The sequence below is a fragment of the Ferrovibrio sp. MS7 genome, from assembly GCF_038404985.1.
GTDB classification, from domain to species: domain Bacteria; phylum Pseudomonadota; class Alphaproteobacteria; order Ferrovibrionales; family Ferrovibrionaceae; genus Ferrovibrio; species Ferrovibrio plantarum.
Genome location: NZ_JBBKBA010000001.1, coordinates 2,415,390 through 2,436,810, shown reverse-complemented (window position 1 = coordinate 2,436,810; position 21,421 = coordinate 2,415,390). Strand labels below are relative to the sequence as shown.

Sequence of the window (21,421 nt, the reverse complement as noted above, 5' to 3'; positions counted from 1 at the left end):
CTAGCGGGCGGCTGCTTTAGCTGCACGAACCGTATTCAGCACTTTCTCGGCTTCCGCGACGAACTCAAGGGTGGGGAGTATCGGCTCTCCAGTCCAAAGCCGAATATCCCGTGGTGATGTGCGAAAGAATGAATCTTGCGCAAATACGTTGGCAAGGGGCAGTTTCGGGCCGAATACGACTGAGCCGACATGGCCCGCCGTTTTCTCCAAATGAATTTGGTCGAGCGACGACAGCTCTATGCTTTCCAGACTGCGGGGAGCAATTATCAGCACCCGCTTATCCGTGATCCCATACACGATCCTGCGCCGCCGCATGGCATCGTGAACGAAACGGCCGGCAACGACGTACAATCCCGCCAGAATGAACGGTATGCCAAAGATGGCGAAAACCGGCTCCGCGGCCTGTACGACCTGCCACTCCCAGAAGACGGCGATGCCAAGAAACAGGAATGAGAAGGGGATCAGCACGCCATCGGTACGCCGCAGAACGAAACCTCGTTTCGGCACACCCCACCAGAGCAATCTCTCGCCGGCATCCAGGGCCGCCGACAAAGCCGGCGGCACCCTGGCATGATGCTGCGCATTCAGCATGCTCAGCCCTCCGCCGCCTTCACCCAGCCGTTTTCATTCTGCTGCCAGTAGGTCAGCTTGTGGCCGGCATCCTTGGCGCGCTTCCAGCGGTCGCGCGCCGCCTGCACGGCTGTATCGTCGTTACCGTCGAACAGGTCGCAGACGCGGGTGAAATCGCCCTGCAACGTGCTGTCGGCGCCATCGACCAGGAACAGCACCTCGGCATTATTCGGGCGTTCATCCGCCGCCGTCAGCCAGATCGGCTGGCGTTCGGGATGGCCATCGAGCTTGGTGCCATGCGGCAGGAAAGCCGCCTTGTCATAGGTCCAGAGTTCGCCAGCCAGTGCCTCGACGCGCTCGGCGTTGCCGCATTTCACCACCGCGCGCCAGCCGCGCTGCAGCGACCGCCCGAGCAGATCGGGCAGCACCTGCTCCAGGCGCCTGCGCGTCAGGTGGTAGAAGAGCAACTCGGCCACGGACACTCCCTTCTTCATCGTCATTCGCGGGCTTGACCCGCGAATCTCATTCCGCCACCAGGGAAAATGAGACCCTCGGGTCAAGCCCGAGGGTGACGAAACCTATTATCAGCCTTCGTAATTGTCCTGCACCAGGCGGTTCAGCAGGCGCACGCCGAAGGCGGTGGCGCCGCGCGGCACGGTCGGCTTGTCGGCCTTGCTCCAGGCGGTGCCGGCGATGTCGAGATGCGCCCAAGGGTACTTGTTGACGAAACGCTGCAGGAACTGCGCCGCCGTGATCGAACCGGCGCCGGCGCCCGGGCCGGCGATGTTCTGCACATCGGCGATGGGCGAGTTGATGGCGCGGTCATAGGCATCCGACAGCGGCAGGCGCCACAGCGCCTCGCCCTCTTCCTTGCCGGCCTTGGTGAGCTGCTCGGCCAGCTTGTCGTCGTTGGAGAACAGACCGGCATGCTCATGGCCCAGCGCGATGATGATGGCGCCGGTGAGCGTGGCGAGATCGACCATGAATTGCGGCTTGAAACGCTCCTGGCAATACCACAGCGCGTCGCAGAGGATCAGGCGGCCTTCGGCATCGGTGTTCAGCACTTCGATGGTCTGGCCGGACATCGAGGTGACCACGTCGCCGGGGCGCTGCGCGTTGCCATCCGGCATGTTTTCCACCAGCGCGACCACGCCGACCACATTGGCCTTGGCCTTGCGGCCGGCGAGCGCCGCCATGGCACCGATCACCGCGCCGGCACCGCCCATATCCCACTTCATCTCCTCCATGCCGGCGGACGGCTTGATCGAGATGCCGCCGGTATCGAAGCAGACGCCCTTGCCGACGAAGGCCACCGGCTTGGTGCCCTTCTTGGCGCCGTTCCACTGCATGACGACGAGCTGCGATTCGCGCACGGAACCCTGGCCGACGCCAAGCAGCGCGCCCATGCCGAGCTTCTTCATCGCCTTCTCGCCCAGCACCTCGACCTTGACGCCGAGCTTCGAAAGCTTGCGGCATTCGGCGGCGAGCGTCTCCGGATAGATGATGTTGGCCGGCTCGCTCACCAGGTCACGGGTCAGGGTGACGCCATCGGCCAGCGCCGCCAACGGGGCATAGGCCTTCTTGGCCGCCGGCACCGAATCGGTCAGCACGGTCACGGTTTTCAGCGACGGCTTCTCATGGTCCTTGCGGGTGGTGCGGTATTTATCGAAACGATAGCCGCCGAGCCGGGCGCCCAGCGCGGCGCGGGCCGCCGCTTCCGCCGCATCGGCCTTGGCACCGGAAGGGAACTCGACCGCGATGGCCAGCGCGGTTTCGCCGGTCAGCGCCAGGCGGCGCACCGCCTCGCCGGCCACCGCTTCCAGGGCATCGGGCTTGATATCGGCGGCTTTGCCGAGGCCGGCGATCAGCACCCGGCCAAGCCCGGCGCCCGGCCCCAGCACTTCCAGCACCTGGCCACGCTCGCCCTTGAAGCGCGGTGCGCCGGCAAGGGCGCGGCCCAGGGCGCCGCCCAAAGCCTTGTCGAGGCTGGTGCCGAAAGCACTCAGCTTGCCGCCATCGGCGGCCAGGACGACAAGGGCGCCCTGCTTGGGGCGGGCGAGCGAGGCAAGGTCGATTTTCATGATTTCATCCCGGGGTGGATAAGCGATGTCGAGCCGCCACTATAGCGGCGCCGAAGCCTCCGGATCAACGCAGCCAGGGCCCGGCCGAGCAGCCCCGAAAAAGCCCCTGGCGGGTGGCATAACCCCTGGAAATGGCTATACTCCCGCCCCATGCGGGGCATCACCCAATACATCATCCGGCAGGTCGCCTGGCCATTGCTGTTCGCGTCGCTCACCCTGGTCGGGGTGATCTGGCTGACGCAGTCGTTGCGCTTCATCGACCGCATCGTCAACAACAACCTCTCGATCGGGTCATTTTTCTATCTCACGATGCTGGTGCTGCCGGGCGTCACCGCCATCATCCTGCCCATCGCCGCCTTCTGCGCCACGCTCTATGCCTATAACCGCCTGGCCGGCGATTCCGAACTGGTGGTGCTTTCCGGCTCCGGCTTCAGCCGCCTCAGCCTCACCCGCCCGGCCTGGATCCTGGCCGGCGGCCTGGTGCTGCTGCTTTATACCATCGGCCTGTTCCTCGGGCCTTTAAGCGCCCGCACGCTGCGCACCACGCAATACGAATTCCGCACCGCGCTGGCCGGCATGGTGATCATGGAAGGCGTGTTCAACACGCTGTCGAACAATCTCACCGTCTATGTGCGCGAACGCAATGCCGAAGGCGAGATGCGCGGCATCCTGGTGCATGACAGCCGCGATGCGCAGCGCCCGGTTACGATGATGGCGGAACGCGCCATGCTGGTACTCACCGCGCAGGGGCCGCGCCTGGTGATGGCGAAAGGCAACCGCCAGCAGGTGGAACAGGGCCGCCGCAGCCTGAGCATTCTCTACTTCGACAATTACAGCCTCGATCTCTCGACCTACAGCAAGCAGGATGGCGAAGGCTGGCGCGAGCCTTCCGAACGCTACCTGCATGAACTGTTCTGGATCAACGAGAAGGATCTGGACGATGTCGCCAACCGCACCAAGCTGATGGTGGAGGGCCACCGCCGCCTCGCCTCACCGCTCTATACCCCGGCACTGATGATGATCGCCATCGCCGGCGTGATCGGCGGCCAGTTCAATCGCCGCGGCCAGGGCCTGCGCCTGCTCGGCACCGCCGGCGTTGCCATAGTGGTGCAGCTTGCCAGCCTCGGCGTTGCCCAGGCGGCAATGCGCCAGCCGCTGCTGGTCCCGCTGCTCTATCTGGCGCCGCTGGGTTTCCTGGCCGGCGCGCTATGGCTGCTGCGCGAACCCGATAGCCGCCGCACCCCGGCATTGCCGCCGGTGGATGCCACCTGATGCGGATCTCCTGGACCCTCGCGCTGTATCTCGGCCGGCATTACCTGGCAGCCATCGCCATGGTGTTCGCCGTGCTGGTGGTGCTGGCCTACAGTTTCGATACCATCGAATTGCTGCGCCGCTCCGCCAACCGGCCCGAGGCGGGCGTCGATACCGTATTCGCCATGTCGCTGCTGCGGCTGCCCAACCTGTCGATCAAGCTGATTCCGTTCGCCGCCCTGTTCGGCGGCATGCTGGCACTCACCCGCCTCACCCGCAGCCAGGAACTGACCGTGACGCGCGCCGCCGGGGTTTCGGTGTGGCAATTCCTGGCGCCCGCGATGGCGCTGGCGATCCTGGTCGGCAGCTTCGTCATCACCGTCTACAACCCGTTGGCGGCTGCGCTGCTGTCGCGCTACGAGGCCATCGAGGCCCGCGTGCTGCGCGGCCGCGCCTCGATGATGGCGGTATCGAATACCGGCCTGTGGCTGCGCGAGGCCGATGCTCAAGGCCAGATCGTGGTGCATGCTTTGCGCGTAGCGCAGCAGGGCGTGGAATTGCGTGACGTGATCCTGTTCTACTATGAAGGTACGGACGAGTTCGTGCGCCGCATCGATGCCACCGAAGCCTATCTGCGCGATGGCTTCTGGGAATTGCACAACGCCACCACCAGCTATCCGGACCGCGCTAGCAGTTTCAACGCGGTGCTGGAAGTGCCGACCACGCTGACCTTCGACCGCATCCAGGACAGCTTTGCCTCGCCGAACACGATTCCGTTCTGGCAATTGCCATCCTTCATCACCACGCTGGAACAGGCCGGCTTCTCGGCCCTGCGCCACCGGCTGCATTTCCAGACCCTGCTGGCGGCGCCCTTCCTGCTCTGCGCCATGCTGCTGATCGCCGCCAGCTTTTCGCTGCGCCTGACCCGGCGCGGTGGCGTTGGTGTCATGCTCGGCCTGGGCGTCGGCGTCGGCTTCCTGCTTTATTTCACCATCGAACTGGTACAGCCCTTCGGCCTCAACGGCACCCTGCCCGTGGTGCTGGCAGCCTGGGCCCCCACCGGCATCTGCCTGATGCTTGGCCTTTCGATGCTGTTCCATCTGGAGGATGGCTGAGACCATGGCCCAGCCTCCGATTTTCGCCGCCGCCCTGCTCGCCGCCGGCATATTCGCCGCCACATTGCTGGCCGGACCGGCCATGGCACAGATGTCGCTCGGCAACCGCGATCCGGTGCTGCTTACCGCCGGCAGCCTAAGCTACGACCAGAATCTCGGCATCGTCACCGCGCGTGACAATGTTGAACTGGTGCAGGAAGGCCGTACCCTGCTGGCCGATACGGTGAGCTACAGCGAGCGCGACGGCAAGGTCACGGCATCGGGCAATGTCAGCATCATGCAGGATGATGGCACGGTGCTGTTCGCCGACTATGTCGAACTCACCGACGGCATGCGCAACGGTTTCATCCGCGACATCGGCATCCTGCTTTCCGACAACTCGCGCGCCGCTGCCGCCTCCGCCACGCGCACTGGCGGCAACAAGACAGTGATGAATAAGGCGGTCTACACCTCCTGCACGCTCTGCGCCGCCGACCCGACGAAGCCGCCGCTGTGGCAGCTCAAGGGTGAGCGCGTTACGCATGACGAACAGGAACAGCAGATTACCTATCAGGATGCGACGCTCGAGATGTTCGGCATCCCGGTGCTCTACACGCCGTATTTCAGCCATCCCGACCCGACCGTGCGGCGCAAGAGCGGCTTCCTGTCGCCCAGCGCCAGCACCAACAATTATTTCGGCGTTGCTGTGCGCACGCCCTATTACTACGTGATCGACGACAGCGCTGACCTGACTATGACGCCGCAATACTCGACCAAGGAAGGTGCCTTCCTGATGGGCGAGTATCGCCAGCGCACCGCCAAGGGCGAGCTGCGCATGGATGCGTCGGTGACGCGGGCCCATGTGCGCAACAACAATGGCGACCGTACCGAGGATGAATATTTCCGCGGCCACCTTCGCGCCGATGGCATCTTCCGCAACAGCAGCGACCTGACCTACGGTTTCAACCTGTTCCGCTCCAGCGACGACACCTACCTGTCGCGCTACCAGATCCCGGATCGCGGCAACAACAACGTGCTGACCAGCCGGCTGTTCGCCGAGAATATCAACAACCGCAGCTTCATGGCGGCGAATGCCTATAGCTTCCAGGGCCTGCGCTCTACCGATGTGCCGGGCCTGACGCCCTTCGTGGTGCCGCTGCTCGACTACTCCTTTATCGGCCAGCCGGGTGCCTATGGCGGCCGCTGGGCCATCGACAGCAGCCTGGCTGCGCTCTACCGCACCGGCGGCACCGACAGCCGGCGGCTTTCCACCACGGTATCGTGGTCGCAGCCCTATTTCGCGCCATCGGGCGAAGTCTATACGGCCACCGCCCTGCTCAAGACCGATGGCTACTGGGTCAACGAATTGCAGGACCGCCCCTATCTCGCCACCAACGAGGCCGACACGCAGTTTGCCGGTCGCGCCATTCCGATGCTGGCGCTGGACTGGCGCTATCCGCTGGTGCGCGACAGCGGCAGCATCCGCCAACTGGTGGAACCGATCGTCGGCGTGGTGCTGGCACCCTATGGCGGCAATCCGCGCGGGATCCCGAACGAGGATTCGCTGAGTTTTGAATTCGACGAAACCAACCTTTTCGCCTTCAACCGCTTCCCCGGTTCCGACCGCGTCGATGGCGGGCCGAAACTGAACTACGCCCTGCGCAGCGCCGTCTATGGCAGCCGTGGCGGCTATTCGGAAGTACTGGTTGGCCAGTCCTACCGGCTGAAAAGCGACGATACATTCGGTCCCGGCACCGGCATCAGCGAACAGATGTCCGACTATGTTGCCCGCATCACCATCTCGCCGAACGAGTACCTTACGTTCACCGACCGCCTGCGCATCTCGCCGAACAGCCAATCCGAGGTGCAGCGGCAGGAAATCAGTCTCGGCATCGGCCCCAAGGCGTCGCGCCTGACACTTTCCTATGCCGACATCGCCAATAATACCTTCACTGGGGATATTGGCGAACGCGAGGCGGTATCCGGCACGTTCAAGGCCCGGCTCGGCCAATTCTGGAACTTCGAGGCCCGCCATATCCGCGATCTTGGTGAGCGCGGCGGCTCGTTGCTAAACTTCCTCGGCCTGCGTTACACCGACGAGTGTTTCGACATCATGTTCTTCGCCGAGCGTACCTTCACGGTTAACCGCGATGTGCAGCCAGCCACGACGTTCGGGCTGCGCTTCCGGCTGGCCAATTTCAATTGAGTCGAGGCGGCCGATGCGATCCCTGCTCAAATCCCTTCCGCAGATGACCCGCAAGGTCTTTTTGACTGCGGCCCTGTTCACTGCCATATCGGTGCCAGCCATGGCCCAGGATGGCAGCCTGCGCATCGTTGCCGTGGTGAATGACGAGGTGGTGACGGTGCGCGACGTGGTCGAGCGCATGCGCATGACCTTCGCCACCACGGGCATTCCCGATACGCCGGAAATCCGCCGCCGGCTGCGCGAGCAGGCCTTGCGCGTGCTGGTCGATGAACGCCTCTACATGCAGGAAGCCAAGAAGCGTGGCCTCAGCGTGCCGCAGGAAGAACTGGACCGCACCATCGAGTCAATCGAGCGGCAGATGAACATTCCGCCGGGCCGTTTCGAGCAGGTGGCGCCGCGCATGGGCATCGATCCGAATGCCTTCATCGAGAATGTGCGTGCCAACCTGACCTGGAGCCGCCTGGTGCGCGCCCGCTTTTTTGCCTCCAACACTATTTCCGAGGCGGAGATCGACGAGGCCATGGCCAAGCTGCGCGCCACCGCCGGCCAGACAGAGGACCTGCTTTCCGAGATCGTGATTCCGGTGGATAGCCCCGATCAGGAAGAGAGCGCCCGCCAGACCGCCACCCAAGTATCCGAGCAGTTGCGCCAGCGTGGCAACTTCGCCGCCCTGGCACAACAGTTCAGCCGTGGCGCCACGGCAGCCAACGGTGGCGATATCGGCTGGGTGACGCGCGGCAGCCTGCCGGATGAACTCGATGCTGTGGTGGCGAAGCTGGAGCGCAACAGCTTCTCGGAACCGACGCGCTCCACAGGCGGCTATTACATCATGGGCCTGCGTGACCGCCGCCGGGTCGCCGAGGCCTCGCCCGAGGACATCAAGGTCAATCTCAGCCAGATCATGCTCGGCCTGGCGCCAAATGCTCAGCCGAGCGATGTGGAAGCAACCGTGGCATTGGCCCGCACCGTGCGGGAGACCATCACCAAATGCGAAGATATCGAGCCGCTGGCGCGCGAACTGAAAGCCCAGGGCTCGGGCAGCGTCGGTGTTGTGCGCCTGGCCGACCTGCCGGATAATTTCCGCGCCGCTGTCAGTGATCTCAAAGTGAACGAGACATCGCAGCCGGTGGCCGTGCCGCGCGCGGTGCATCTCTTCACCGTCTGCGACCGCGAGGAGCCGAAATCCGGCATCGACCGCAACCAGGTGCGCGGCACCATCCTGCAGCAGCGCCTGGCGCTGATGAGCCAGCGCTACCTGCAGGACCTGCGCCGTGACGCAACTATTGAGTTCCGCTGACGCTGTGGTGAATTCCGCTGAACGTCTGCCGCTGCCGCTCGCCCTCACCATGGGTGAGCCGGCCGGAATCGGCGGCGAGATCGCGCTGAAAGCCTGGGCGTTGCGTAACGCCGCCGCCTTGCCGGCTTTCCTGCTGCTCGACGATCCCGCGCGCCTCACCGCCCTGGCCAAGACCCTCGGCCTTGATGTGCCGGTGACGGCCATCGCCAGGCCGGCGGAGGCCCTGGCCTGTTTCGGCACGGCATTGCCGGTACTGCCGCTGCAACTGGCGGCGCCGGTCACGCCTGGCCAGCCGGCTGACGCCAACGCGCCCATGGTGATCGCCGCGATCGAACAGGCGGTACGCCTGACCCAGGCCGGCGAAACGGCGGCTGTGGTGACCAATCCGATCCACAAGGCGGCGCTCTATGGCGCCGGTTTCAAGTATCCCGGCCATACCGAATTCGTCGCCGCGCTCTGCGATAATGCCGACGTGGCGATGATGCTGGCCTCGCCGCAGCTTCGCGTCGTGCTGGTGTCGATCCATGTCTCCCTGCGCCAGGCCATCGAAACCCTGACCACCGCCGGTATCGTGAAGATCGCCCGCATTGCCGATGCCGCCCTGCGCCGTGATTTTGGCCTTGCCAAGCCGCGCCTTGGCATTGCCGGGCTGAACCCGCATGCCGGCGAGGCCGGCAGCATGGGCCACGAAGATGCCACCATTGTGGCGTCCGCAGTCGCCGAACTGCGCCGCCTCGGCATTGCTGCCGAAGGCCCGATGCCGCCCGACACCATGTTTCATGCCGAGGCCCGGCAAGGCTATGACGCCGCCATCTGCATGTATCACGACCAGGGCCTGATCCCACTCAAGACACTGGATTTCGACCGTGGCGTGAATGTCACTATCGGCCTGCCGATCATCCGCACCTCGCCCGACCACGGCACCGCCTTTGATATCGCCGGCAAGGGCATCGCCAAGCCGGACAGCCTGATCGCGGCACTGCAATTGGCTGGCGAGATGGCCCGGCACCGGCTGCGTGGATAGCGGCCGCCATGGATAACAGTGCAATCGAGGCATTGCCGCCGCTGCGCGAGGTGATCGCCGCCCATGACCTGGCGGCGAAGAAGTCGCTCGGACAGAATTTCCTGCTCGATCTCAACCTGACCCGCAAGATCGCCCGCGCCGCCATGCCGTGGTGCGGCGGCACGGTGATCGAGATCGGCCCAGGCCCCGGTGGCCTGACCCGCGCCCTGCTGCTGGAAGACGCGCCACGCGTCACGGCTATTGAGCGTGACGAACGCTGCATCGCTGCACTCGCACCACTGGTTGCGGCATCGGCCGAGCGCCTCTCGGTGATCGAAGGCGATGCCATGGAAGCCGATCTTCCTGTCCTTGCGGGCAGCCCCTACCAGATCGCCGCCAACCTGCCCTACAACATCGCCACCGTGCTGATCCTGCGCTGGCTGCTGGGGCCAGAGCCACCGGCCAAGCTGACTTTGCTGGTGCAGAAGGAAGTGGCCGAGCGCCTGGCGGCGGCGCCGAACAGCGAGGCTTATGGCCGGCTCTCGGTGATCGTGCAATGGCGCGCGGAGGTGCGGATGCTGTTCGATATCGGCCCCAAGGCCTTCGTGCCGGCGCCGAAAGTCACCTCCACCGTGGTGGAACTGGTGCCACGCCGCCAGCCGCTGGCGGAAGCGGAAACGGCGAAACTCGAGCGCGTCACGGCGGCAGCCTTCGGCCAGCGCCGCAAGATGCTGCGCGCCTCGCTGAAAAGCCTGTGGCCCGATGCCGAAGCGCGGCTGCAGGCGCTTGGCATCGATGCCACGCGCCGCGCCGAAACGCTCTCCATCGAAGAATTCTGCCAGATTGCTCGGCAGCTATAAGGCTCAGTAGCCTTCGCGCAGCCGCTTGACGAAATCGACCAGGCCGACGCCACGGTGGCGCTTCAGCCGCTCGGCGCGCAGGATGGCATCTACTTCCGCCAGGCATTGCTCGATATCGTGGTTCACCACCACGTAATCGTATTCCGCCCAATGGCTCATCTCGTCGGCGGCCTTGGACATGCGCTTGGCCACCACTTCGGCTGAATCCTGGGCGCGGGTCTTGAGACGCTTTTCCAGGTCGCGCGTGGAAGGCGGCAGGATGAACACGCTGACCAGATCGTCGCGGGCATGCTGGCGCAGTTGCTGCGTGCCCTGCCAGTCGATATCGAACAGAATATCCTGGCCGCTGGATAGCCGCTTCTCCACCTGATCCTTCGGCGTGCCGTAGTAATAGTCGAACACCTTGGCGTGTTCGAGCAATTCCTGGCGGTTCACCATCAGCCCGAATTCCTCGTTGCTGATGAAGTGATAATGCGTGCCATGCACCTCGCCGGGACGCGGCTTGCGTGTCGTCACCGAAACCGAGAGATGCAGCTCCTTGTCGGCTTCCAGCAGGCGGCGGGAAATCGTGGTCTTGCCGGCACCGGAGGGCGAGGACAGCACCAGCATCAGGCCGCGCCGTGCCAATTGCATCGGTTCGCTCATCGAAGCGGCCCCTATTCCACGTTCTGTGCCTGCTCGCGCAGGCGGTCGACCACCAGCTTGAGGTCAAGGCCGATCCGGGTCAACGCCGGATCGAACGCCTTGGAGCAGAGCGTATTTGCTTCGCGATTGAATTCCTGCGCCAGGAAATCCAGCTTGCGCCCGGCCCCCTTGGCTTCCTTGCCCGAGAGCAGGGCGCGCGCCGCCTGGATATGGGCGCGCAAGCGATCCAGTTCCTCGCGCACATCCAGCCGCGTTATCTGCATCGCCAGTTCCTGCGCCAGGCGCTCGGGCGCCACCGGCGGATTGAGGCCGAGCAATTCTTCCATCTGCTGCTGCAGCCGGCGGCGCAGGCCATCGGGCCGCGCCGCTTCGGTTTCCGCCGCCTTGGCTACAAAGCCTTCGATTTCGTCCAGCAGGCCGGCCAGCAGCGTTGCAAGCTTGGCGCCTTCCGCCGCGCGGGTGGCGGCCAGCTTGTCGATGGCCTCCGCGAAGCTGGCGCTCAACGCCTTCTCAAGCTTCGCCTGGGCCTCGGCATCGGCGGCTTCCGCCACCGGTTCGACCACGCCGCGCACCGCCAGCAGGCCATCCAGGCTCGGCGCACCAACGCCGCGCTCAGCCAGCTTGCTCCCCAGCGCGATGAGCTGATCAAGCAGTGCCTCGTTCAGCCGGTAGCTCGGCGCCGAGGCGGCATCGTCGAGGAAATTCAGATTGAGCGTGACATTGCCGCGCCCAAGCTTCTGCTGCGCCAGGGCGCGGGCCTCGGCTTCCACGGCTTCGAGGCCGGAAGGCAGCCGGAAGCGCAGTTCCAGGCCACGGCCATTCACCGATTTCAACTCCCAGATCCAGGCGCGGCCTGGCGGACCCGGCACGCGGCCATCGGCGCGGGCAAACCCGGTCATACTCTGCAGCGACACGCAAGCGCCTCCCTGGTAATCTGCGAACCTAAGTATATCGCAGGGAAACGAGGCGAAGCCATGGCCGAATCGGCACCGCGCAATATCCTGATTACCGGTGGTTCCAGCGGCATCGGCGAAGCCATGGCACTGCACTACGCCGCCCCCGGCGTGCGCCTGGTGCTGACCGGCCGCGATGCCGATCGGCTGCAGGCCGTGGTGGCTGCCTGCAGCGCCAAGGGTGCCGAGGCCAGCGGCCATACAACCGCCGTCACCGACCGTGAGGCAATGGCAGCATTGATCGAGGCCAGCATGCCGCTCGACCTCGTGGTCGCAAATGCCGGCGTCTCGGGCAACTTCAAGTCATGGGACGAATTCGATGCCCATGTGCGCGGCATCGCGGCGGTGAATATCGATGGCGTGTTCAACACCGTGAACCCGGCGGCACGGCTGCTGGTGGCGCAGGGCCATGGCCAGATCGCGGTGATCGCCTCGATGGCCAGTTTCGTCAGCATGCCGGGCGCCGCGATCTACTCCGCCTCCAAGGCCTTCGCCCGCTTCTATGCCGAAAGCCTGCGCGGGCAACTGGCACGCCATGGCGTGCGCGTCTCCGCCGTCTGCCCCGGTTTCGTGGTCAGCCGCATGACAGCGAAGAACCGCTTTCCGATGCCGTTCCTGATGGATGCCGAACGCGCCGCGCGCATCATCGCCAAGGGGCTGGCACGCGATCAGGGCCGCATTGCCTTCCCCTGGCGCATGCTGGCCTTGCTCCGCATCCTGGAATCCCTGCCCTACCCGCTCACCGACTGGCTGCTGCGCCGCGCACCGCAGAAATAGACAACGGCAGCCGCCGCCAGCAGCGTGCCGAGCAGTTCCGCCAGCACGAATGCCGGCACGTCCTCGGGCCGGATGCTGGAAAAGCTGGCGGTCAGGCCGCGTGCGATGGCCGCGGCAGGATTGGCGAAGGATGTGGAAGCCGTGAACCAATAGGCGGCGCCGATATAGCCGGCCACGGCATAGGGTATCGCCTCCGGTCGCTGGCGCTCGAGCAGACCGATGGTCAGGATCAGGCCAAAAGCCGCCACGATCTCGCTCAGCCATTCGCCCGGCGTGGCGCGCGCCTTCACGCCCCATTGCCAGATCGCCTCGCCGAACATGCCATGCGCCAGCCAGACACCGAGGATGGCGCCACCAATCTGGGCCAGGGCATAAAGCGGCAGATGCGGCCAGGGCAATAAGCCGCGCAGGGCGAGAAACAGGCTGACGGCAGGATTGAACTGCGCCCCGCTGATCGGTGCGAAAGCCAGGATCAACGCCACCAGCGCACCTTGCGTCGCCAGGGTATTGGCCAGCAGCGCCAGACCGACCTGACCGCCCGCCAGGCGCTCGGCCATGATGCCGGAACCGACCACGGCGGCCAGCAGCAGGCCGCTACCCAGGGCTTCGGCGGCAAGTCGGCGGGCGAGCGTCACCGGGGTTACTCGCGGCCGATGCGTTTGGTCTCGGCTGTCAGGGCATTCCGGTCGAGATCATCGAAGCGCAGGCTGGCGAAAATCTTGATGCGGTTTTCCAACAGGCGGAACGCCTCGCGGAAAGCGGCGCGACGGGTCATCTCATCGCCCTCCACCGCCGCCGGATCAGGCAGCCCCCAATGCGCCGTGATCGGTTTGCCGGGCCAGATCGGACAGACCTCGCCGGCCGCCGCATCGCAGACGGTGAAGATGAAATCCATTGCCGGCGCACCGGGGACGGCGAATTCATCCCAGCTCTTGCTGCGCAGGCCTTCCACCGGCAACTGCAGGGAACGCAGCAGATCCAGGGCCATCGGATGCGGCTCGGCTTTCGGGAAACTGCCGGCGCTGAAGCCGCGCAAACGGCCCCCACCCCAGTGATTCATCAGGCTTTCCGCCAGAATACTGCGCGCCGAATTGCCGGTGCAGAGAAACAGCACGTTCTTCATCTCATTGCTCTCCTGGAGGACAACACAATGCCGGCTGGCCGCCGCAACATTCATCGGTGAGATAACCCAGCAGCCGGTTCATGGCCGCGATATCCGGGCCATAGATCACGAAGCGGCCTTCCTTGCGGCTCCAGGCCAGATCCGCCGCCACCAGCTTGGCCAGATGGAAACTGACCGTCGGTGCCGGCATGCGGCTGCTGCGTGCCAACTGGCCTGCCGGCATGCCTTGCGGCCCAGCCTTGACCAACAGGCGGTAGAGTTTCAGCCGGTCATCCTGTGCCAGCGCCGCCAGGGCGCGTACTGCCTGAGTCGTTTTCATATTTCGATAAATATGAAAATAAAATCGCGAACTCAAATGAAGCTATTATGACAGTGCAAAACCGCTGGAAGGTCAGCGCCCTTGGCTGGCGCGGTAGGCGGCCACGTTGCGCAGATGCTGTTCGTAGGTCTCGGCAAAGACATGCCCGCCCTTGCCATCGGCGACGAAATACAGCGCCTTGGTCGCCGCCGGATTGAGCGCCGCACTGAGGCTGGCGCGGCCGGGATGGTTTATCGGTGTCGGCGGCAACGCATCAATCGTGTAGGTATTCCAGGGGCTCGGCTGCGCCAGGTCGGCGCGGCTGAGCGGGCGGTCGAGTTCGGTCAAGCCCTTGGTGATGCCATAGGCGACCGTGGGATCGGATTGCAGCTTCATGCGCAGCCGCAACCGGTTGACGAACACGCCAGCCACCTGGGCGCGCTCGGCGGCCACCGGTGTCTCGGCCTCGATGATCGACGCCAGGATCACCGCCTGGGCCGGCGTCTCGAGCGGCAGGTCGCGCGCCCGCTGCGCCCACAGGCGATTGAGCAATTCGTCGCGCGCCTTGGCCATGCGCTGCAGCAGCTCAGGCCGCGTATCGCCCCAGGTATAGAGATAGGTTTCCGGCAGCAGCGTGCCTTCTGCCGGCGGCTGCGCCACCGCACCCTGCAAGGCCTCGGCCTGGGCCAGGGCCTGGATGATCTCGGCGCTGCGCCAGCCTTCAACCAGGGTGAATTTGCGGAAATGCACGCGGCCCGCCGCGATGCGGTCGATCAGGGCGCGCGGGCTGTCGCCGGGCTCGAGCGCATATTCGCCGGCCTTGAGCAAAGCCGCCTTGCCGGTCCAATGCGCCGCCAGTTGCCACAGGCGGTGGTCGCCCACGGCCCCCGCCGCTTCCAGCCGCAGCGCGATGCCATCGACGCCGCTGCCGCGCGGCAGCTGCACCAGGGCCGGCGCTTTCAGCGGCCCTGGATTATCAAGCCAGGATTGAAACCAGAGAAGCGCGCCGCCGCTGGCTGCACCAGCCACCAGCACTAAAGCCAGCAGCAGGCGCACCAGACGGATCATTCTGGGCGCGACATCAGGCGTCGTAGCGCTTCAGCACCAGCGAGGCGTTGGTGCCGCCGAAGCCAAACGAGTTGGAGAGCGCGGCACGCACCTCGCGCTGCTTCGCCTGCTTCGGCACCAGGTCCATACCCTCGGCGCCATCGCAGGGATCGTCGAGGTTGAGCGTCGGCGGCACGGTGCCGGTCTTGATCGCCAGGATCGAGAAGATCGCTTCAACCGCACCAGCGGCACCGAGCAGGTGGCCGATAGCCGACTTGGTCGAGGACATCGACAGGTTGGCGACGGCATTGCCGAACAGGCGCTTCACGGCCTTGAGTTCGATCTCGTCGCCGAGCGGCGTCGAGGTACCATGCGCATTCACATAGTCGATATCGCCCGGCGTCATGCCGGCGCGCTTCAGCGCCATCTGCATGCAGCGGAAGGCGCCATCGCCACTCTCATGCGGCGCGGTAATGTGGTGAGCATCGCCGGAAAGGCCATAGCCGACCACTTCGGCATAGATCTTGGCGCCACGCGCCTTGGCATGCTCGAGTTCCTCGAGCACCACGCAGCCGGCACCTTCGCCCATCACGAAGCCGTCGCGGCCCTTGTCCCAGGGGCGCGAACCGGCGGTCGGGTTGTCGTTGAAGCCGGTGGACAGCGCGCGGGCAGCGGCGAAGCCGGCAACGCCGAGCGGGCCGATGGTGGCTTCGGCACCGCCGGCCACCATCACGTCGGCATCGTCCAGCATGATCAGCCGGGCGGCATCGCCGATGGCGTGGGCGCCAGTGGAGCAGGCCGTCACCACCGCGTGGTTCGGACCCTTGAAGCCGTATTCAATGGAAACATGGCCGGAGACCAGATTGATCAGGCGGCCGGGCACGAAGAACGGGCTGATGCGGCGATGGCCCTTTTCCTTCAGCGTGATCGCCGCTTCTTCGATGCCGTTGAGGCCACCGATGCCGGAACCGATCAGCACGCCGGTGCGGCAACGCTGTTCTTCATCCTGGGGCACCCAGCCGGAATCGATCACCGCCTGCTTGGCGGCGGCAAGGCCGTAGACGATGAAATCGTCGACCCGCTTGCGCTCCTTGGCTTCCATCCACTGATCGGGATCGAAGGCATCGGCGCGATCCGGGTGATCCGCCTTGAGCGGCACCTGGCCGGCAATCTTCGCCGGCATTTCGCTGGCATCGAAGCGGGTGATCGGGCCAAGACCCGACTCGCCATTGATCAGGCGGGTCCAGGTGGCTTCAACGCCGCTAGCCAGCGGCGTGACCAAGCCTAGGCCGGTGACGACGACACGACGCATGGCGGAGCCTCTTTTAAAACATGCTGGTAAAAACGGGAAACCGGCGCGGTGGCCCGCGCCGGCTCAAGCGATTGGCAGGAAGCCAACCGGCAATCCCTCAGGCGGACTTCTCGGTGATGAAGTCGATCGCGTCCTTCACGGTGAGGATCTTCTCGGCCGCATCGTCCGGGATTTCGACGCCGAATTCTTCTTCGAACGCCATGACCAGCTCGACCGTGTCGAGGCTGTCAGCGCCCAGATCGTCGATGAAGCTCGCGTTCTCAGTGACCTTCTCGGCCTCGACGCCGAGATGCTCGACGACGATCTTCTTAACGCGCTCACCAATGTCGCTCATTGTCCTAAGTCCTTGTGTTTCGTTGCTGCCTGGGCCGTCTTATGCAGGCTGGCCGGCAGTTGGGGGCCTCCCTTAGCATAGAACGCCGGGGCTTCCAAGCACCCTGTTACCCCGGTCCGCCGGGCGATTCCCCGGCTGTTCCGGCCTAAATCATGGCCATTCCGCCGTTTACGTGCAAGGTCTGGCCGGTGACATAGGCGGCTTCCGTGGAGGCCAGGTAAACCACCGCCGAGGCGATTTCCGGGCTCTGGCCCAGCCGGCCGGCCGGCACCTTGGTCAGGATGGCGGTCTTCTGCTGTTCATTAAGGGCGTCGGTCATCGCGGTTTCGATGAAACCAGGGGCGACGCAGTTCACCGTGATGTTGCGCGAGGCGACTTCCTGGGCCAGCGACTTGGAGAAGCCGATCAGGCCGGCCTTGGCGGCGGAATAGTTGACCTGGCCCGGATTGCCGGTGACGCCAACCACCGAGGTGATCGAGATGATGCGGCCCCAGCGGCGCTTCATCATGCCCTTGAGCGCGGCGCGACCCAGACGAAAGGCGGCGGTGAGGTTGACGTCCAGCACGCTCTGCCAATCCTCGTCCTTCATGCGCATGGCGAGGCCGTCGCGGGTGATGCCAGCATTGTTCACCAGGATATCCACCTGGCCCATTGCCGCCTCGCCCTGGCCGATCAGCGCATCCACGGCGGCGGCATCGGCGAGATTGCACGGCAGCACATGCACACGGCTCCCGAGCTTCGCGGCGGCTTCCTGCAGCACCGCCTCGCGGGTGCCGGAAAGCGCCACGGTGGCGCCCTGGGCATGCAAAGCGGCGGCGATGGCGCCGCCGATGCCGCCGGTGGCGCCGGTGACCAGCGCGGTCTTGCCAGTAAGATCGAACATCGTCGGCTTCCTTTTCGTTAGACCGTCTTGGCCCAGGCTTCGATTTCGGCCGGCTGGCCGAGGCTCAGCGGCTCGATATCCTTGTCGATGCGCTTCAGCAGGCCGGCCAGCACCTTGCCCGAGCCAAGCTCGACGGCCTGGGTCACGCCCTGGCCCTTCAGCCATTGCATGCTCTCGCGCCAGCGCACCAGGCCGGTCACCTGCTGCACCAGCAGCTTGCGGATATCGGCCGGGTTGGTCTCGCCCTTGGCGGTGACGTTGGACACGATCGGCAGCCTCGGCGGCTGCACATTGGCATTCGCCAGCGCCTCCGCCATGGCATCGGCGGCGGGCTGCATCATGGCGCAATGGAACGGGGCGCTCACCGGCAGCAGCATGGCGCGCTTGATACCCTTGGTCTTGGCCACCTCGATGGCACGCTCAACGGCGGTCTTCTTGCCCGAGATCACCACCTGGCCGCCGCCATTGTCGTTGGCGCAACCGACGATTTCACTCTGCCCTGTCTCTTGATTATGGGCAGCCTCGGCCACCACGGTCAGCGCCTGCTCCAGTTCGGCGCCAAGCAGGGCCGCCATGGCGCCCTCGCCCACCGGCACCGCCTTCTGCATCGACTGGCCGCGCAGCTTCAAAAGCTTCGCGGTGTCGCTCAAAGAAATCGCTCCCATGGCGCAGAGCGCGGAATATTCACCCAGGCTATGGCCGGCGGCATAGGCGCCCTTGGCCGCCAGGTTGACGCCGAAATCCTGCTCCAGCACCCGGGCGACGGCCACGCTCACCGCCATCAGGGCCGGCTGGGCATTCTCGGTCAGGGTCAGGTCGGCTTCCGGGCCTTCGAACATCAGGCTGGAGAGCTTCTGCGATAGGGCGTCGTCCACTTCCTGGAATACCAGCCGGGCCGCCGCGAAGGCCCCCGCCAGATCCTTGCCCATGCCGACGGCCTGGCTGCCCTGGCCGGGAAACAAAAAGGCGCGTGTCATTACCGCGGACTCCCTCTGAAGCGTCGAAAAACCGGCGCCAGTGATAGACGGCTACCGGGTGGTGTCAACCCTCGCCTGCAAGCCTGCCCGGCTCTTGCCCGGTTCCGGTGGCGGCTCCCAGGGCCTGGTTCCGGGCCGCAACGACCGCCGCCACCGGAACCGGCGCCAGCCAGCGGGCCACCACATGCTGATCTGGCCTGAGCAGATAGGCGCTGCCTGCCTGGGCACCATACCGCTGGGCCGCCGCTCCGTCCGTGGGCAGGTCCAGGACGGTCATCCCCTGGGGAGCCTCCGGGCCGCCGGGGCCGAAGCGCAGCAGGATGAACCGGCCCGCCTGGCAGTGGCTGAGCAGCCAGGAACCATCCTCCAGAGGGGCATCCAGGGCCGGGGCGCCGGGCGGCGGGCCGGCCTGGAAGCCGGGATCGTCCGGCGCGAAAAAGCCTGAACCGGCATAGGCCGTCGGCAGCGACAGGCGGCCGGAATTGACCAGGCGGCGGGCGAAGGGCTGGCTGGCGGCCAGTTCGAGCACCGCATCGCGCCACAGCCGCGCCGCCTCGCCCTGGGGCGCGATGAAATCGGTCGAGCGCGTCGAGTTCAGGATATTCTCGTCCGCCGCCGCCACGCGCTCCGTATCGTAGCTGTCGAGCAAGGCGTCATCCGCCTCGCCGCGCAGCACAGCCGCCAGCTTCCACGCCAGGTTATCGGCATCCTGCACGCCGGAATTGGCGCCGCGTGCGCCGAAGGGCGAAACCTGGTGCGCGGCATCGCCGATGAAGAATACCCGGCCATGGCGGAAACGCTCCAGCCGGCGGCATTGAAACGTGTAGACGCTGACCCATTCCAGTTCGAACCGCGCCGCCGGCCCCAGCATCTGGCGCAGACGCGGCAGCACGCGCTCCGGCTGGCGTTCGATTTCCGGGTCGGCATCGCGGCCCAATTGCAGGTCGATGCGCCACACATCGTCGGGCTGTTTGTGCAGCAGGGCCGAGCCGCCGCCATGAAACGGCGGCTCGAACCAGAACCAGCGTTCAGTCGGAAAGCTGGCCTGCATCTTCACATCGGCGATGAGGAAGCGGTCTTCGAATACCTGGCCGTGGAAATCGAGGCCAAGGCTGCGGCGCAAGGTGGAGCGCGCACCATCGGCGGCCAACACATACTCGGCGTCGATCTCATAGGCGCCATCGGGCGCTTCGATGCTCAGCCGCGCGCCATCGTTGCGCGGCTGCACGGCAACAGCCTTGTGGCGCCAGCGCAAGTCGATCAGCGGTTCGCGTTGCGCCGCCGCAACAAGAGCGGACTCGGCATGATATTGCTGCAGGTTGATAAAGGCCGGGAAGCAATGGCCGCTTTCCGGCAGCAGGTCGAAACGATAAAGCTCGCGCTCGCCATGAAACACCTTGCCGACCTGCCAGGTGACACCGTGTTCCAGCATCGGCTGCGCCACGCCCAGGCGATCCCAGATTTCCAGCGTGCGCTTGGCGTAGCAGATGGCGCGACTGCCGGTGCTGACCGTGTCGTCGTCATCCAGCAGCAGCACGGCAATGCCGTGGCGGGCCAGATCCAGCGCCGCCGTAAGCCCCACCGGCCCGCCGCCCACGATCACCACTTGGCGCTGTTCCACCGCACCGTGCGGCAGCGCCGGTTTTGGCGTGGCCGCGAACTGCGTCGGCCCCAGCATGGCTTCCTCCCGTGAAACAATTGAAACAAAAATAGGCGTGATACCCGACACAATAAAGCGCTAAACAGCCCCTTGCCGCCGCTGGGCGGTGAGTCGTAAAATTCCCACGTCGCTTCAGAAGGAGGCATCGATGACCGCGATTTCCCAGGAACTGCAGTTGGTCGGGCTTAAAGTCGCCCGCGATACGCAGCTCAGCGTGCTCAGCGCCGTCTCCGCCAGCCTCGACAACATCAAGCAGATCACCGCTGCTGCCAACCAGGGCGGCGGCACCAGTGCATCAGCGGGCCCGTTGCCCGAAGGTGTTGGTGGTCAGGTGGATGTGTCGGCGTAAAGCCGGAGTCCTGCGCAAGCGTCAAGGGCGGCCAATGGCCGCCCTTAATGTTTGTGCCTCGCCCAGCCTGCTGACGAAAAGACGAACGGCACCGGCTGCGTCTGCAGCCGGTGCCGTTTGAAAAATTCGCAGGAACTGTTAAGTCAGCTCACCCCTGACTTGGGATCACCCTTACTTGGGATCAAAGGCACCCGAGCGGATGGTATCGGGCAGCTTCTCCAAGCCATGGGCGGTCACCGCCTTGCCGAAGATGGCCGTGAGCTCAGCCAACGCCATGCTCATGGCAATCGCCGCCACGATCTCGCGCGACACGCCGCCATTCACCAGCGCTTCCCACGAAGCCACAAAGGCTTCGCGCGTCACCTTGCTCTGTTCCTCTTCCGACATCGCCATGGGCCAAGCCCCCTTTTCAAGTTATTCCCGGCTCGGTGCAGAGCCTACGCCCTCTTCTTCCCACAAACTAGTTGACCATTTGTAAATACGGTTAACCTTCCCGAGATTACCATTCAATTAGCGGTTACAGCGCGGAAATCGGCCAGCCAGGCGGCGAACTCGGCCATTCTCCGCTGGAGCTGCACGGCCAGGGTTTCGCTGGCGGCAGATCGCAACAACCGGAGGCTGCTGTACCATGGCGTCTCGGCACCGGCCTGCCCCCAATACCACTGCACGCCACGCCCCCGGTGCGGCAGCAGCAGCCAGGT

General features: G+C 65.2%; 23 protein-coding genes. 8 read left to right on the top strand and 15 right to left on the bottom strand.

Annotation, left to right across the window (positions count from 1 at the left end):
* From V6B08_RS11660 to V6B08_RS11650, 3 genes are all read right to left on the bottom strand, one after another.
* The gene (locus tag V6B08_RS11660; RefSeq protein WP_341980850.1) at window positions 1-591 is read right to left on the bottom strand and encodes a hypothetical protein; all 591 of its coding nucleotides are present in this window, start codon (window positions 589-591) and stop codon (window positions 1-3) included.
* Between the two features lie 2 nt (window positions 592-593).
* Window positions 594-1,046: a DNA polymerase III subunit chi gene (locus tag V6B08_RS11655; RefSeq protein WP_341980848.1), complete on the bottom strand. Its 453-nt coding sequence runs from the start codon at window positions 1,044-1,046 to the stop codon at window positions 594-596.
* A gap of 108 nt (window positions 1,047-1,154) precedes the next feature.
* Window positions 1,155-2,651 (bottom strand): leucyl aminopeptidase, encoded by a 1,497-nt coding sequence (locus tag V6B08_RS11650; protein ID WP_341980846.1) that lies wholly within the window; start codon window positions 2,649-2,651, stop codon window positions 1,155-1,157.
* A gap of 150 nt (window positions 2,652-2,801) precedes the next feature.
* Here V6B08_RS11650 and lptF point away from each other — a divergent pair, with 150 nt between their 5' ends.
* The 6 genes from lptF to rsmA are packed head-to-tail and all read left to right on the top strand — an operon-like array spanning window position 2,802 to window position 10,362.
* Window positions 2,802-3,923, top strand: a complete 1,122-nt coding sequence (gene lptF / locus V6B08_RS11645) for an LPS export ABC transporter permease LptF (RefSeq protein ID WP_341980843.1) — start codon at window positions 2,802-2,804, stop codon at window positions 3,921-3,923.
* The gene (lptG, locus tag V6B08_RS11640) at window positions 3,923-5,017 is read left to right on the top strand and encodes an LPS export ABC transporter permease LptG (RefSeq protein WP_341980841.1); all 1,095 of its coding nucleotides are present in this window, start codon (window positions 3,923-3,925) and stop codon (window positions 5,015-5,017) included. Before lptF ends, lptG begins: the two co-directional genes overlap by 1 nt.
* A gap of 4 nt (window positions 5,018-5,021) precedes the next feature.
* A complete protein-coding gene (locus V6B08_RS11635) occupies window positions 5,022-7,202 on the top strand; it encodes an LPS-assembly protein LptD (RefSeq protein ID WP_341980839.1) in 2,181 nt (726 codons plus the stop codon).
* Window positions 7,203-7,215: 13 nt separating this feature from the next.
* On the top strand, window positions 7,216-8,499 hold the full coding sequence (locus V6B08_RS11630; protein ID WP_341980837.1) for a peptidylprolyl isomerase: 1,284 nt from the start codon (window positions 7,216-7,218) through the stop codon (window positions 8,497-8,499).
* Window positions 8,474-9,523, top strand: coding sequence for a 4-hydroxythreonine-4-phosphate dehydrogenase PdxA (gene pdxA / locus V6B08_RS11625; protein ID WP_341980835.1), 1,050 nt, complete (start codon window positions 8,474-8,476; stop codon window positions 9,521-9,523). The genes V6B08_RS11630 and pdxA overlap by 26 nt, the downstream gene beginning before the upstream one ends.
* Before the next feature lie 8 nt (window positions 9,524-9,531).
* A complete protein-coding gene (gene rsmA / locus V6B08_RS11620) occupies window positions 9,532-10,362 on the top strand; it encodes a 16S rRNA (adenine(1518)-N(6)/adenine(1519)-N(6))-dimethyltransferase RsmA (protein WP_341980833.1) in 831 nt (276 codons plus the stop codon).
* A 3-nt stretch (window positions 10,363-10,365) separates the two neighbouring features.
* Here the strand turns inward: rsmA and gmk are convergent, their stop codons facing one another.
* Window positions 10,366-11,007, bottom strand: coding sequence for a guanylate kinase (gene gmk / locus V6B08_RS11615; RefSeq protein ID WP_341980831.1), 642 nt, complete (start codon window positions 11,005-11,007; stop codon window positions 10,366-10,368).
* 11 nt (window positions 11,008-11,018) lie between these two features.
* Window positions 11,019-11,921: a YicC/YloC family endoribonuclease gene (locus V6B08_RS11610; protein ID WP_341980829.1), complete on the bottom strand. Its 903-nt coding sequence runs from the start codon at window positions 11,919-11,921 to the stop codon at window positions 11,019-11,021.
* A gap of 60 nt (window positions 11,922-11,981) precedes the next feature.
* Between V6B08_RS11610 and V6B08_RS11605 the strand changes: the two genes are divergently transcribed.
* Entirely contained in the window at window positions 11,982-12,737 is a 756-nt protein-coding gene (locus V6B08_RS11605) for an SDR family NAD(P)-dependent oxidoreductase (RefSeq protein ID WP_341980827.1), read from the top strand.
* On the opposite strand, the gene V6B08_RS11600 is transcribed toward V6B08_RS11605, so the two are convergent.
* The 9 genes from V6B08_RS11600 to V6B08_RS11560 form a co-directional block, all read right to left on the bottom strand.
* A complete protein-coding gene (locus V6B08_RS11600) occupies window positions 12,692-13,372 on the bottom strand; it encodes an aquaporin (RefSeq protein WP_341980825.1) in 681 nt (226 codons plus the stop codon). The genes V6B08_RS11605 and V6B08_RS11600 overlap by 46 nt on opposite strands.
* 5 nt (window positions 13,373-13,377) lie before the next feature.
* Complete coding sequence (locus V6B08_RS11595) at window positions 13,378-13,860, bottom strand: arsenate reductase ArsC (RefSeq protein WP_341980823.1); 483 nt, start codon at window positions 13,858-13,860, stop codon at window positions 13,378-13,380.
* A 1-nt stretch (window position 13,861) separates the two neighbouring features.
* Complete coding sequence (locus V6B08_RS11590; RefSeq protein WP_341980822.1) at window positions 13,862-14,179, bottom strand: ArsR/SmtB family transcription factor; 318 nt, start codon at window positions 14,177-14,179, stop codon at window positions 13,862-13,864.
* 72 nt (window positions 14,180-14,251) lie between these two features.
* Window positions 14,252-15,226 (bottom strand): endolytic transglycosylase MltG, encoded by a 975-nt coding sequence (gene mltG / locus V6B08_RS11585; protein ID WP_341980820.1) that lies wholly within the window; start codon window positions 15,224-15,226, stop codon window positions 14,252-14,254.
* 13 nt (window positions 15,227-15,239) lie between these two features.
* Window positions 15,240-16,517 carry a beta-ketoacyl-ACP synthase II gene (gene fabF / locus V6B08_RS11580; RefSeq protein WP_341980818.1) on the bottom strand — a complete coding sequence of 426 codons (1,278 nt, stop codon included), beginning with the start codon at window positions 16,515-16,517 and terminating at the stop codon, window positions 15,240-15,242.
* Between the two features lie 97 nt (window positions 16,518-16,614).
* Complete coding sequence (locus V6B08_RS11575; RefSeq protein WP_341980816.1) at window positions 16,615-16,851, bottom strand: acyl carrier protein; 237 nt, start codon at window positions 16,849-16,851, stop codon at window positions 16,615-16,617.
* A gap of 145 nt (window positions 16,852-16,996) precedes the next feature.
* The gene (gene fabG / locus V6B08_RS11570) at window positions 16,997-17,734 is read right to left on the bottom strand and encodes a 3-oxoacyl-ACP reductase FabG (RefSeq protein ID WP_341980814.1); all 738 of its coding nucleotides are present in this window, start codon (window positions 17,732-17,734) and stop codon (window positions 16,997-16,999) included.
* A gap of 17 nt (window positions 17,735-17,751) precedes the next feature.
* Window positions 17,752-18,711 carry an ACP S-malonyltransferase gene (fabD, locus tag V6B08_RS11565; RefSeq protein WP_341980812.1) on the bottom strand — a complete coding sequence of 320 codons (960 nt, stop codon included), beginning with the start codon at window positions 18,709-18,711 and terminating at the stop codon, window positions 17,752-17,754.
* A gap of 64 nt (window positions 18,712-18,775) precedes the next feature.
* Complete coding sequence (locus V6B08_RS11560; RefSeq protein ID WP_341980810.1) at window positions 18,776-20,389, bottom strand: FAD-dependent oxidoreductase; 1,614 nt, start codon at window positions 20,387-20,389, stop codon at window positions 18,776-18,778.
* A 130-nt stretch (window positions 20,390-20,519) separates the two neighbouring features.
* Between V6B08_RS11560 and V6B08_RS11555 the strand changes: the two genes are divergently transcribed.
* On the top strand, window positions 20,520-20,720 hold the full coding sequence (locus V6B08_RS11555; protein WP_341980808.1) for a hypothetical protein: 201 nt from the start codon (window positions 20,520-20,522) through the stop codon (window positions 20,718-20,720).
* 171 nt (window positions 20,721-20,891) lie between these two features.
* On the opposite strand, the gene V6B08_RS11550 is transcribed toward V6B08_RS11555, so the two are convergent.
* On the bottom strand, window positions 20,892-21,113 hold the full coding sequence (locus tag V6B08_RS11550) for a hypothetical protein (protein ID WP_341980806.1): 222 nt from the start codon (window positions 21,111-21,113) through the stop codon (window positions 20,892-20,894).
* Window positions 21,114-21,421 lie beyond the last annotated feature (308 nt).